Origin of the sequence: Pseudomonas fluorescens, from assembly GCF_902497895.1 — a bacterium.
Taxonomy (GTDB): Bacteria; Pseudomonadota; Gammaproteobacteria; order Pseudomonadales; family Pseudomonadaceae; genus Aquipseudomonas; species Aquipseudomonas fluorescens_BP.
On sequence record NZ_CABVHQ010000103.1, the window covers coordinates 1 to 13,177 of the forward strand.

Sequence of the window (13,177 nt, forward strand, 5' to 3'; positions counted from 1 at the left end):
GCCTGGGGCTGGGCCAGTTGCTGCGCCATCCGCTGGCGGCAGCCGGTCAATCCCTGGCGTTCGGTCTGATTCTTCTGTCGATGGGCTTGATCGCCCTGCTACGCGGCGAGCTGCTGGACACCTGGCAGAACCAGTTGCCGAAAAACGCGCCCAACTATTTCGCGCTGAATATCCTTCCGGCCGACAAAGAAGCCTTCACCCAGCGATTGATGGAACTGTCGGCGAATTCGGCACCACTGTATCCCGTGGTGCCGGGACGACTAATCAGCATCAATGGCGAACCGGTGCAGCAAATCGTCAGCAAGGAATCCAGCGGCGACCGCGCCATTCAGCGCGACCTGAGTCTGACCTGGGCGGCCGAGCTGCCAGCGGGCAACGCCCTCACCGAAGGCACCTGGTGGTCGCAACAACCTTCGGCCGAGGTGCCGGGGGTTTCGGTGGAAGCCCAAGTGGCCGAAAGCCTCAAGCTGAAACTGGGCGATCACATGATCTTCAGCGTCGGCGGGGTCAATCGCGAAGCGGTGGTCAGCAGTCTGCGCACGGTCAACTGGGACAACTTCCAGCCCAACTTCTTCATGATCTTCCAGCCGGGGACCTTGAAGGACCTGCCTGCCACCTACCTGACCAGCTTCTATCTGGCGGCCGGTCACGACCAACAGATCATTGACCTGTCGCGGGCGTTCCCGGCGGTGACCATTCTTCAGGTCGAAGCCTTGCTCGCGCAGCTGCGCAGCATCCTCGCCCAGGTCACCCTGGCGGTGGAATACGTGCTGCTGTTCGTGCTCGCGGCGGGGATGGCGGTGCTGTTTTCCGGCTTGCAGGCGACCCTGGATGAACGCATTCGCCAAGGCGCCCTGCTGCGGGTCCTGGGTGCGGAGCGGCAACTGCTGGTCAAGGCGCGGCGTATCGAGTTCGGTCTGCTGGGTGCGGTCAGCGGCCTGCTGGCAGCCCTCGGTTCGGAGCTGGTGAGCCTGGTGCTTTACCGCTTTGCCTTCGATCTGCCTTGGCACCCGCATCCGTGGTTGCTGCTGTTGCCGGTGATCGGCGCGCTACTGGTGGGCGGTGCCGGGGTGTTTGGCACTCGACGGGCCTTGAACGCCAGCCCGCTGACCGTCCTGCGCGAGGGCTGACGGGTTCGGGCCGGGCTCCATGAGCGCCGACCCGAGCGGCAATCTATTGGATGTATTCGATTTTGTTGACCCACCACTCCATGTCGCCATGGGGTGTCGGTACAACGAAGTCGTCTCCCACCTCTTTCTTCAGCAACGCGCGAGCCATGGGCGAATCGATGGAAATGTAATCCATGCGCTCGTAGATCTCGTCGTAGCCGACTATACGAAAGCGCTTGGTTTCACCGGCTTCGTTTTCAATCTCGACCCAGGCGCCGAAGAATACCCGCCCTTCCTGCTCGGGTGAGTACTCCACCACCCGGATGTCTTCCAGACGCTTGCGGATGTAACGGACGCGGCGGTCGATCTCCCTGAGCAGTTTCTTATTGTACTGATAGTCGGCGTTCTCGCTTCGATCGCCCAGGGAAGCCGCCCAGGTGACCTTGCGGGTCGTGTCGGGGCGTTTCTCTCGCCAAAGGTAATCCAGCTCCTTTTTCAGGGCCTCATGGCCCTCCTTCGTGATTATTTTAGTGCTCAATGGATGGCTCGCTGTTCCTGGTGCGCAGGCCAGCTTACCACCCGGATGTTTGCTGCAAACCCGGGGCTCGCAGCATTTTCTTCATCCTGGTGACCACTCAAGCCTTCTCGACCAGTGGATAAAGCGCCTCATCGAACTGCGACAGGCGCGGGAACTCGATGGGCTGGTCATCGGCGATATTTTCCAGGCGCTGCCGATAGCTCTGCAGGAAGTCCTTGCGCGCCTCGTCGCTGATGTAGGGCACATGCCAGGCCACGAATGGCTCCAGCACCTCGAAGCCGACGTAGGCCAGCGTGCCGCGCAGGATCGGTCGCAGCATGTCTTCCAGCGGGCCATGAATCGCGCCGTCGCCGAACATGTGCTCGCGGCCGCCCAGGGTCACCGTCACCAGCGCCTGCTTGCCGCTGAGCCCACCCTGATCGTAGAAGCGTTTGCCGCCGTAGCAGACCCCCGATACCAGTACCCGGTCGATCCAGCCCTTGAGTATCGCCGGCGCGGAGAACCAGAAGATCGGGAAGTTGAGGATCAGCAGGTCGGCCCACAACAGCTTGTCCAGTTCTTGCTGGATATCCGCCGCCAGCGACTGGCTTTTAACGCCCAGACGCTGCTCCAGGGCATAGACCAGATAGTCGGGATTGTCCCGTGAGGAGAAGTCCTCGGCGCTGGCCACCGGGTTCCAGTTCATCGCATACAGGTCACTGACCTGCACTTCATGCCCCTGGGCCTTCAAGGTTTCTACCGCTTGATCGCGCAGGGCGGCGGTAAAAGAATTCGGCTCGGGATGAGCGTGGACGATCAATACATTCATGGCGATTCCTTAGACAATTTCAAGCTTGGAAGGCACTGGTTGGCCAGCGCGCTTAGCGAGCAGGTGATCCAGCCAGTCCGGGTCCATCTCCGGTTCGGAGGAAAACAGCAGGCCGGTGTAGTCCTGATGCGGTGGGGTGAAGATCGCGCTGCGAGAACCGTGGTCAACCACCCTTCCGCGCTGCATCACCACCACTTCATCGGCAATCGCTCGCACGGTGGCGACATCGTGGGTAATGAACAGGTAAGCGACACCGAGCTGCTGCTGAATACGATTGAGTAGCTTCAGAACCCCCTCGGCCACCAGTTGATCGAGTGCCGAGGTCACTTCGTCGCAAATGATCAACTGCGGATCGGCCGCCAGCGCCCGGGCAATGCAGATGCGTTGCTTCTGCCCACCGGACAACTCACGGGGCTGACGCTCCATGAACGTCGCTGGATCCAGCTCGATCATTTCCAGCAACTCGGCGACCCGCGCGCGCAGGGCCTTGCCCTTCAGACCGAGGTAAAACGTCAGCGGTCGACCGATGATGTCGACAATTCGCTGACGAGGATTCAAGGCGGTGTCCGGGATCTGGTAGATCATCTGGACTCGGCGCAACTGTTCCTTGCTGCGCTGACGGAAGTCCGCCGGCAGGGGTTCGCCGCCATACAGCACCTGACCGGAAGTCGGTGGCAGCAGGCCGGTAATCAACCGCGCGGTAGAACTCTTGCCACTGCCGGATTCACCGATCACTGCCAGGGTCTGGCCACGATACAGGCTCAGCGAAACATCGTGCAGCACCGGTTGATGACCATAGCTGGCGCAGGCCTGGCGCAGCTCCAGCAACGGCACTTCCTGTTGCGGGCACGGCTTGGGTTCGGTGCGAAAACTGCGCACCGCCCACAGTGACTTGGTGTAGTCCTCCTGCGGGTCGCGGAGCATCTGGCGAGTCTCGGCCTCCTCCACCAGCTTGCCGTGGCGCAGCACCATGATCCGGTCGGCCATTTGCGCGACGACGGCCAGGTCATGGCTGATATAGATCGCCGCACTACCGAATTGCGCCACCGCGTCGCGAATCGCCGCCAGCACTTCGATCTGGGTGGTGACGTCGAGGGCGGTGGTGGGTTCGTCGAAGATGATCAGGTCCGGATGGCAGGCCATGGCCATGGCGGTCATCACCCGCTGCAGTTGCCCGCCAGACACCTGGTGCGGATAACGCTGGCCGATCTGCTCGGGATTCGGCAGACGCAGCACCCGATACAGCTCCACCGCCTCGGCTTCGGCTTGAGCGCGGCTGATGCCACCATTGTTGACCGCCGTCTCCACGTGCTGATCGATCAGACGGTGTGCCGGGTTGAAGGATGCCGCGGCACTTTGCGCCACATAAGCAATGCGCAGCCCACGCAGTTTGCGCAGGGTTTCGGGCTTGGCTTGCAATAGTTCCATACCGTCGAAGCGCACCGAGCCGCCGGTAATCTTGCAGCCATCGCGGGCATAGCCCATGGCTGCCAGGCCCAGGGTCGACTTGCCGGCACCCGACTCGCCGATCAGGCCCAGTACCTCGCCGCGTTGCAGCGTCAGGTCAATGCCCTTGATCAGCGGATGCCAGGCGTCTTCGTAATGACCTTCGATATGCAGGTCGCGGATTTCCAGCAGCGGCTGGTCATTGTTGCGCGATGGTTTTTGCATGTTCAGCACTCCTTGAGGCCGCTGGATTTGTGCAGCATCCAGTCGACAACGAAGTTGACGCTTACCGTAATCAACGCCACCGCCAGAGCCGGCAGCAGCGGGCTGATGTCGCCGAAGGTGATCAACACCGCGTTGTCTCGGACCATGCTGCCCCAGTCGGCAGTCGGCGGCTGAATGCCCAGGCCGAGGAATGACAGCGCACTGATAAACAGAAAGACGAAACAGAAACGCAGGCCGAATTCGGCAATCAACGGCGCGGCGGCGTTGGGCAACACTTCACGGGTCACCAGCCACCACAGGCCCTCGCCCCGCAGCCGCGCCGCCTCGACGAAGTCCTGAACCACCACGTTCATCGCCACCGCCCGTGACAGACGAAACACCCGGGTGGCATCCAGCAGCGCGATCACCAGTACCAGCGAGGTGGCCGTGGTGCCGACCACACTGAGAATCAGCAAGGCGAAGATCAGTTGCGGAATGGCCATCAGAATGTCCACCACCCGCGACAAGCCTTGATCGACCCAACCGCCCTTGATGGCCGCGATCAATCCGCTCAAACCACCGAGCAGAAACGCCAGCACGGTAGTGAAAAAGGCGATGCCCAGGGTGTTGCGGGCGCCGTACACCAGCCGGCTGAACATGTCGCGACCGAGGTTATCGGTGCCCAGCAGGAACTGCCCGCTCCAAGGGGCAAAACCCTCGCCGACCACTTCGGTTTCGCCGTAAGGCGCCAGCACTGGGGCGAACAGCGCCACCAGGATGTACACAACGATGACCAGAATCCCGAACTTCGCACTCAGCGGTGCCCGGGCCAGTTCTTTGAGCAGGCTCATGTTCTACCCCTTCGGATGCATCAGGCGTGGGTTGCTGGCGATGGACAGCACATCGGCCGTGGTATTGAGCAGGATGTAGGTTGCGGCAAAGATCAGGCTGCAGGCCTGGACCACCGGAATGTCGCGTTTGGCCACCGAATCCACCAGCAACTGACCGAGGCCCGGATAGACGAACACCACCTCGACCACCACCACGCCAACCACCAGGTACGCGAGGTTCAACGCCACCACGTTGACAATCGGTGCCAGCGCATTAGGCAAGGCATGCCGGAAGATAATTCGCGACTGGCTGATGCCCTTGAGCCGGGCCATTTCGATATAGGGGCTGGCCAGTAGGTTGATCAAGGACGCGCGGGTCATGCGCATCATCTGCGCGATCACCACTAGGCTCAGGGTCGCCACCGGCAGCACCGAGCGTTCCAGTACCGTGCCGAAGGAAGCATCCGGCGCCAGATTGGAAATGCTCGGGAACCAGTTGAGCTTCACCGCAAACAGCAGAATCAGCAGGTAGGCGACGAAGAATTCCGGGAACGACACCGCGCTCAGCGCCGAGGTGTTGAGCAGGCGGTCGAACCAGCTGTTGCGATACAAGGCCGCGAGCATCCCCAGCACCAGCGCCAACGGCACCGAAACCAGCGCCGCCAATGCCGCGAGACTGAGGGTGTTGCCCAACCGTGCACCGATCAGCTCGGCGATCGGCCGCTGGTTGGCCAGCGAGACCCCAAGATCACCTTGCAGCAGCTGCCAGATCCACTGCACGAAGCGGGTTAACGGCGGCAGGTCCAGCCCCAATTGTGCACGGAAGGCCGCCACGGTTTCGGCCGTCGCCGACTGGCCGAGCATGGCCTGGGCGATATCGCCCGGCAGCATGCCGACCGCCAGAAAAATAATCACCGACACCGCAAACAGCGACAACAGGCCCAGGGCCAGACGCTGCAACAGCAGCTTGAAAATACTATTCACCGCAGAATCCTCCGGGATGGCGCAGGGATCGCCGGCCTGCGTGCAGGCCGGCCATCAACGATCAGATGCTCAGGCTTGCCACCAGCGCTCGATGACCCGCAAGCCATCCAGTTCGCCGTAAGGCGCGGTGAGTCCGCCATGGCTGACGCGGTTCGAGCGGGCGGCGACGGAGCTGGCGAACAACGGCACAATCGCCCCGCCATCGTCACGGCACAGCGCCTGCATTTCGTTGTACATCTCGCGGCGTAGCGGATCGTTCATCTCGCCCCGGGCGGCGTTCAGCAGCTGGTTGAAGCGCCCGTTGTCCCAGTGGGTCTCGTTCCAGGCAGCGCCCTTGGCGTAACCGATGCTGAACATGCGGTCGGCGGTCAGGCTGCTGTACCAGAACGAAGTGGTGAAGGGTTGCTTCATCCAGACGTTGGAGAAGAAGCCGTCCGCCGGTTCGCGCACCACATCGATATCGATCCCGGCCTGGCGCGCTTGCTCCTTGAACAACACCGAGGCATCCACCGCTCCGGTGTAGGCAGCATCGGACGCTTGCAGGCGGACCTTGAGCGACTCGACGCCAGCCTTGCGCAGGTGGAAACGCGACTTGTCCGGGTCATAGCTGCGCTGCTCCAGCGCGGTATTGATAAAGCGGCTGCCGGGCTGGATCGGATGATCGTTGCCGACCAGGCCATAACCGTGCAGTACCGAGGCCAACAAGGTTTCACGGTTGATGGCGTGCTTCATCGCCAGGCGGATGTCGTTGTTCTTGAAGTCCTGGCTGTCGCACAGCATCGGGAAGGTGTAGTGCTGCGCGCCTTTGGTTTCTTCGATCACCAGATTCGGATTGCGCTTGAGCAGCGCCACGGTTTTCAGGTCGACCTTGTTGATCACATCGACTTGCCCGGTGACCAGCGCATTGACCCGCGCCGCGCCGTCGGCAATGCCGATCAATTCGGCGCTGGCGAAGTGCGCCCGGCCGGGTTTCCAGTAATCGGGGCTGCGTTCCAGTGCCATGCGCACGCCCGGATCGAATGCCTTGAGACGGTAACCGCCGGTGCCGACCCCGGCTCGCCAATCGGCAACCCCATCCTTGCTCGGCATAATCACCAAGTGGTAATCGGCCACCACATAGGAGAAGTCGGCGTTACCCGAATGCAGCTCGAAGACCACCGAGTCGCTGCCCTGTGCGCGCACCTGGGCGACATCCCCGAGAACGGTCTTGGCCGCCGAAGTGGATTTCTCGCCCAGGTGGTGATTGATCGACGCTACGACGTCTTCGACGGTCAGGCTCTTGCCGTTGTGGAAGGTCACGCCCTGACGCAGTTTGAAGGTCCAGATCCGCGCATCCGGCGACGACTCCCAGCTCTCGGCAAGCTCGGGAATCGCCGTACCATCCACGGCGATTTCGCTCAGGGTGTTGTACACCGCCGAGAAGCCGACGAAGGTGAACGTATCGCTCCAGGAACCCGGGTCCAGCGAGTCGGTGGTGCTGCCACCCGCCAGGCCAAGGCGCAGCACACCGCCCGGCTTGGGCGAAGCTTGCTGGGCGAAGGCCCCGAACGGCAGGCCCATGGAAAACGCCGCGGCCACCAGCCCGGCGGCGGCGCTGCCTTTGAGGAAATCCCGACGAGGAAGGTTGCAGTCATGGATTGCTTGAGTAATCTTGTTTTTGTTATCGCTCATTGCATTTGCCCCTGATTAGTCGCAGAGAAAATGATTCGAAGGTTTACCGAAGCTGCTAGTATTCATAATTGTTACCGTAACAAATACATTAGTGATTTCATAACGTAAATTCCATGCCCTGACGGGTATTTTTCATCGATGGAATAATCCGGTTTTTACAGGGAGCCTTTAGCCTCATGAGCCAGTCGACCCGATTGATCACCGCTTCTTACATTCTGTCGTTCGTGGCCGCCAACGCACCGCAGAAACTGCGCACCGAAACGATTGCCAAGTGGGTAAAGACCCACCCGACACGGGTGCGCAATCTGGTTTCGCAGATGGTCAAGGCCGACATTCTCAAGTCCTGGCGCGGCGCCAAGGGCGGGCTGACCCTGGCCAGGCCCGCGAATGAAATCACCCTGCGCGAAGTCTATGACGCGGTGCAGGAAAGCTCGCTGATCGCCGAGAAAATCGACAACCCCTTCTCCGGCATGGAAGACCATTGCAAGGTGTTCGAAGTATTCACCCGCCTGTTCGCCATGCTGGAAAACAACATGCGCCTGGACCTGGGAAGCATCACCGCCGACCAGTTGTTCGTGGCCTTCGATACCCCCTTGGAAAACCGCGACAGAGCCTGATATTGGCCCTTGTAGGAGCTGCCGCAGGCTGCGATCTTTTTGCGACTCTGGGGATTGCCCAAGAGCAAAGATCAAAAGATCAAAAGATCAAAAGATCAAAAGATCAAAAGATCGCAGCCTGCGGCAGCTCCTACGGGATCGCTGTTTCAACGCAAGATTGCGTCCGGGGCTCGCGCACCAGCCAACCGAGCAATACCGCGCACAGCACACAAAAGCCATACAGCGCCCGCCCGCCGAACAACTCCATCGCCGCCCCGGCAAACAACGGGCCGATACTCGAGCCCAAGCCGAAAGCCACCAGCATGGTCGCCGCCAGTGTCACCCGTTCATGGCTTTCAACCCGGTCATTGGCCAGGCCCAGCGCGAGCGGGTACAGCGAGAACTGCACCAGCCCGATCGCAAAACCGCAGCCCAGCAACAACGGCAAGCCAACCGGCGTCCACAGCAACGGCAAGCAACTCAACGCCAGAATCAGCGCAAACAGGCGAATCAATCGCGGCCGGGGAAAGCGGTCGGACAACAGTCCCAACGGGAACTGCGCCAACAATCCGGCCGCCAGACAGGTCGCCATAAACAGCCCGACCGAGCCCGGATCCAGCCCTTGCTGACTGGCGTAAACCGGTGCCAGGCCATGGAAGGCACCGGAAAGCAGCCCGGTCAGCAGGATCGTCAACAGCGCCTGAGGAATCCGTCGCACAAACCCCAGCGGTCGCAGCCGGGCCTGCGGCGCGACGCTGGTCGGCGGCAGGCGCTGGGTAAAGCTGACGGGCACCAGACACAAGGCGAAGCAGATCACCACCAGATCGAGCAACGCCCGACTGGCCGCGCCATCCAGGCTCAGACCCAGCTGCCCGCCGATCAGCCCGAGGAAGGAGGCGGTCATGTACCAGGCCAGCACCCTGCCCCGCTGCCCGTTGGGGGCCTGCTCGTTGAGCCAGCTTTCCAGCACGATGTACATAGTCATCAGCGCCAGCCCGACCAGAAACCGCAACAGCAGCCAGAGCGGCAACCAGCTGCTGAAGTCATGGCCCAGACTTGCCGCGATCGCCAGCGCACCGCATAAGGCAAATGCCCGCACATGACCCAGTCGGGCTACCAGCCAGTAGCCGCTGAGCCCACCGACCACCAACCCGAGGGCATTCACCGCCATCAGCGAGCCGATTACCAGGCCGCTATTGCCCAGCGCCACCATGCGCAAGGCGACCCAGGAATTGAGCAACCCCGCCGCCACCTGCAACAGCAAGGTGGCCAGGTACAACGCCATAAAGGCCTGCGGCCCGCGCACGCTCATGGCGAGATCACACTTGCATCGCCTTCACTTCGACAAACTCGGCGAGCCCTTCTTCACCCCACTCGCGACCATTGCCTGACTGTTTGTAGCCGCCGAATGGCGCCTGATAATTGAACGCCGCACCGTTGATAAAGCACTGCCCGGCACGTATCTGCCGCGCCAGCCCAAGCCCGCGCTCGGTGCTACCGGCCCATACGCCGCTGGACAGGCCGAATGGCGAGTCGTTGGCGATCTGTATGGCCTGGGCTTCATCCACATAGGGAATCAGGCACAGCACCGGGCCGAAGATTTCTTCCTGGGCGATACGCATCCGATTGTCGACGTCCGCAAACAGCGTTGGCCTGAGGTAAAAACCGCGTTCGAACTCGTCGGCCGTTTCACCGCCACACAGCAGCCGCGCGCCCTCTTGCTGACCGACTCGAATGTAGTCGCGCACGGTCCGACGCTGCGCCGCAGAACACATCGGGCCGAGGAAACTCTGCGGGTCGAGCGGATCGCCCATGCGCAGCTTTTGCGTCTCTGCCAGGGCCAGCTCCAGCGCCTCGGCATAACGGCTGGCGGGCAACAGCATGCGGGTCAAGGCGGTGCAGGTCTGTCCGGAGTTGATCATCACGTCTTGCACCCCGTAGCGCACCGCCGCGGCCAGATCGGCATCTTCGGCGATCAGCAACGGCGACTTGCCGCCCAGTTCCAGGCAGACCCGCTTGACCGAAGGCGCTGCCGAGTGGGCCACGCGAACACCCGCGCCAGTGGAGCCGGTGAATGAGACCATGTCCACGTCCGGGTGTCTGGCCAAGGCTTCACCGACCTTCGAGCCTGGCCCGCTGACCAGGTTGAACACCCCGGCCGGCAGACCGATGGCCTCGATCATTTCCGCCAGCAGGAAGGCATGCAACGGGGTTTCCTGACTGGGCTTGACCACCACCGTGCAGCCGGCCGCCAGCGCCGGTGCGAGTTTGCCGATCAACTGGTGCAGCGGGTAATTCCACGGATTGATGAAGGCGCAGACACCCACCGGTTCGCGAATCACCAGGGAGTTGCCGACCTCGCGCACTTCATCCATCAACCCGGCGATTTCGACGTACTGTTCCAACCCGGCGATTGGCCCCTCGACCTGCACCGAGCGGCACCATTGCACCGGCATGCCGAGCTCGGCGGTGATCACCTGCGCCATCTCGTCCGCCCGCGCCTGCAACTGCTCGACCAGTGCGCGGATATAAGCCGCACGCACGCTGGACGAGGTGCGCGACCATGCACCGAAGGCCCGTCGTGCCGCGGCCACGGCACGTTCAACGTCACGCTCGTCGCCCAACGGTACTGAGCCTGCTACCGTTTCAGTGGCCGGGTTGATCACCTCGGCCAGGCCCTGACCGGAAGGCGTCTGCCAGGCGCCATCAATAAACAGCCTGCTGTAATTACCCATCGACGCGGATCTCCATCAATTCATTGGCACAGCGGGCGATCCGCTGGCAGGCCTCACGCAGTGGCGCGGCGTCCACCACCAGCCCCAGGCGAATATGCCCGGTGGCACTCGGGCCGAACGCTTCACCGGCCAGCACCGAGACTCCGTGCCGATCCAGCAGGCGATCGGCGAAAGCCTGGGCGCTGAGCCCTGTTTCGCGGATATCGACCATCACGAACATCCCGCCATCGGGTTTCAGCGCGCGCACTCCGGGGCAGTCGGCCAGGCATTCGCAGACCAGATCCCGGCGCTGGCGATAGGCCTGGCGCATGGCTTCGAGTTCCGGCAGCTGGGTCTCCAGGGCGACCACCGCGGCGTCCTGAATAAAATCCGGGGAGCCATAGAGCATGCACAGCGCGAGATTTTCCAGATGCCCGGCGAGTGACGGCGGCGCGACCACCCAGCCGACGCGCCAGCCGGTCATGGCGTGGGATTTCGACAGGCTGTTGAGGGTCGCGGTGCGCTCGGCCATGCCCGGCAGACTGGCCGGGCTGATGTGGTCGCCTTCGAACAACAGCTCGCTGTAGACCTCGTCGGAAATCAGCCACAGATCGTGGGCAATGCACAGCTCGGCCAGCGCCTGCCAGGTTGTGCGCGGCAAGCTGACGCCGGACGGGTTGTGCGGGCTATTGAGCGCCAAAGCGCGAGTGCGCGGGGTAATGCGCGCGGCAACGTCTTCAGGCAACACCCGGAAGCCGTTCTCGGAGCGTACCGGCACCGGAATCACCACCGCGCCGCAGGCACCGAACACTGCTTCATAGGTGACGTACATCGGCTCGGCGACTATCACTTCATCGCCGGGATTGAGCACGCACTGGGCAACGCTGAACAACGCACATTGCGCGCCGGCCAGCACCACCACCTGATCGGCATCCACCGGTTGGCCGCTGCGTTGCCGATGACGTTTGGCGATGCTCTCGCGCAAGGCACGCTTGCCGCGCACTTCGGCGTAATGGGTATTGCCCGCCAGCAGGCTATCGATGGCCGCTTGCACGATCGGCACCGGGGTATCGAAATCCGGGTCGCCCACCGACAGCAGCAGAATGTCGTGGCCCTGTTCCTGAAGTGCCAGGGCACGGTAATGAATCGCCCAGGCGGCGGCACCGTCACCGGCGATTCGTTGGGTCAGATCAGAAAAGCGCATGAGGTTTTGTTCCTTGTTCAGGGTTTAACCGACCAGCGCACAGGCGTGCTTGAGTTCGATCAGGGTCACGCCGTTTCGTTTGAAGCCGGCACGCAGGTCGGTTTGCAGTTCACCCAGGCTCTGGGGTTGGGTCACGGTGCAACCAAAGGCCCGGCCCAATGCGGCGAAATCCGGGTTACGCGGCAGGACACCTATCGGCTCGATGTCCAGGCCGAGCATGTCGTCGCGGATCTGCCCCAAGGCATCGTTGTTCCACAACAGCACCACCAGCGGGCTGCGCAGCTCTTCCACGGCGGTCGCCAACTCTTGCGCGGTGTAGAGAAAACCACCGTCGCCGACCAGCACCAATCCGGGCCGGTTCGGCGCGCCGAACTTGGCGCCGATACCGGCTGGCAAGCCATAACCCAAGGTGCCGTAACCGGTCGGGTGCAGCCAGCTGCGCGGTGCCTTGCTGCTGAAGGCGTAGTTGCCGGTGTAGGCCAGTTGGGTCATGTCGCTGCTGATAAAGGCGTTGTCCGGCAATTCTGCCGAGACCCGGTCGAGGATCGCCTGATGGATCGACTGCAAGGTGCCGTGCCCGGCCTTGACTGCTTTACGCAAGGTGTCGACTGCTTGAATGGCAGCGCTCGCATCGCGTGCGGATTCCGGCAGACGCTCCAGCAAGGCAGCGACGGTTTGCTGCGCATCGCCCTGCAAGGCCACCGCGCACGGGTAGAAATCATTGAACTTGCGCGAGTCGATATCTATCCGCAGCAGCTCGGCATTCAGCGGCAGACGTTCACGCCAGTAATCGGTGTCGGCCATCTCGGTGCCCACCGCGAGCACCACATCGGCCTGGGCGATCAGCTCCCAGCCGGGTTCCACACACAGGGTGGAACCGGCATTCAGCAGTGCATCCGGCGGCAACAAGCCCTTGCCGGCGACGCTGCTGAAAAACGGCGCAGCCAGCCGTGTGCTCAAAGCCTCGAGCGCCTGGGCGGCATTCAGCGCACCGCCGCCGGCGATGATCATCGGCCGGCGGGCCGCCTGCAGTTTCGCCACCGCCTGATCCAACGCCTCGGCGGCCGGTACGC

At 62.4% G+C, this 13,177-nt stretch carries 12 protein-coding genes; 2 read left to right on the forward strand and 10 right to left on the reverse strand.

The window, feature by feature from the left end; translation table 11 throughout:
* On the forward strand, positions 1 to 1,130 hold a 1,130-nt coding region (locus F8N21_RS28700), incomplete at its 5' end, for an ABC transporter permease (RefSeq protein ID WP_150645346.1).
* A gap of 43 nt (positions 1,131 to 1,173) precedes the next feature.
* On the opposite strand, the gene greB is transcribed toward F8N21_RS28700, so the two are convergent.
* The 6 genes from greB to F8N21_RS28730 form a co-directional block, all read right to left on the reverse strand.
* The gene (gene greB, locus F8N21_RS28705) at positions 1,174 to 1,647 is read right to left on the reverse strand and encodes a transcription elongation factor GreB (RefSeq protein ID WP_150645347.1); all 474 of its coding nucleotides are present in this window, start codon (positions 1,645 to 1,647) and stop codon (positions 1,174 to 1,176) included.
* Between the two features lie 97 nt (positions 1,648 to 1,744).
* A complete protein-coding gene (locus tag F8N21_RS28710; protein ID WP_150645348.1) occupies positions 1,745 to 2,455 on the reverse strand; it encodes an NAD(P)H-dependent oxidoreductase in 711 nt (236 codons plus the stop codon).
* Positions 2,456 to 2,464: 9 nt separating this feature from the next.
* The gene (locus F8N21_RS28715; protein WP_150645349.1) at positions 2,465 to 4,126 is read right to left on the reverse strand and encodes an ABC transporter ATP-binding protein; all 1,662 of its coding nucleotides are present in this window, start codon (positions 4,124 to 4,126) and stop codon (positions 2,465 to 2,467) included.
* A gap of 2 nt (positions 4,127 to 4,128) precedes the next feature.
* Positions 4,129 to 4,956, reverse strand: coding sequence for an ABC transporter permease (locus F8N21_RS28720; protein WP_150645350.1), 828 nt, complete (start codon positions 4,954 to 4,956; stop codon positions 4,129 to 4,131).
* A 3-nt stretch (positions 4,957 to 4,959) separates the two neighbouring features.
* Positions 4,960 to 5,919, reverse strand: a complete 960-nt coding sequence (locus F8N21_RS28725) for an ABC transporter permease (RefSeq protein WP_150645351.1) — start codon at positions 5,917 to 5,919, stop codon at positions 4,960 to 4,962.
* A 69-nt stretch (positions 5,920 to 5,988) separates the two neighbouring features.
* The gene (locus tag F8N21_RS28730) at positions 5,989 to 7,590 is read right to left on the reverse strand and encodes an ABC transporter substrate-binding protein (RefSeq protein WP_150645352.1); all 1,602 of its coding nucleotides are present in this window, start codon (positions 7,588 to 7,590) and stop codon (positions 5,989 to 5,991) included.
* 176 nt (positions 7,591 to 7,766) lie between these two features.
* Between F8N21_RS28730 and F8N21_RS28735 the strand changes: the two genes are divergently transcribed.
* Positions 7,767 to 8,207, forward strand: a complete 441-nt coding sequence (locus F8N21_RS28735) for an Rrf2 family transcriptional regulator (RefSeq protein WP_150645353.1) — start codon at positions 7,767 to 7,769, stop codon at positions 8,205 to 8,207.
* Positions 8,208 to 8,337: 130 nt separating this feature from the next.
* On the opposite strand, the gene F8N21_RS28740 is transcribed toward F8N21_RS28735, so the two are convergent.
* The 4 genes from F8N21_RS28740 to F8N21_RS31185 all read right to left on the reverse strand — a co-directional run.
* Positions 8,338 to 9,498 carry an MFS transporter gene (locus F8N21_RS28740; protein WP_150645354.1) on the reverse strand — a complete coding sequence of 387 codons (1,161 nt, stop codon included), beginning with the start codon at positions 9,496 to 9,498 and terminating at the stop codon, positions 8,338 to 8,340.
* A gap of 7 nt (positions 9,499 to 9,505) precedes the next feature.
* Positions 9,506 to 10,921: an aldehyde dehydrogenase family protein gene (locus F8N21_RS28745; protein WP_150645355.1), complete on the reverse strand. Its 1,416-nt coding sequence runs from the start codon at positions 10,919 to 10,921 to the stop codon at positions 9,506 to 9,508.
* Entirely contained in the window at positions 10,914 to 12,104 is a 1,191-nt protein-coding gene (locus F8N21_RS28750) for a pyridoxal phosphate-dependent aminotransferase (RefSeq protein ID WP_150645356.1), read from the reverse strand. Before F8N21_RS28750 ends, F8N21_RS28745 begins: the two co-directional genes overlap by 8 nt.
* A gap of 24 nt (positions 12,105 to 12,128) precedes the next feature.
* Positions 12,129 to 13,177, reverse strand: a 1,049-nt coding sequence (locus F8N21_RS31185) for a thiamine pyrophosphate-dependent enzyme (RefSeq protein ID WP_263597321.1), incomplete at its 5' end; no start/stop codon positions are given.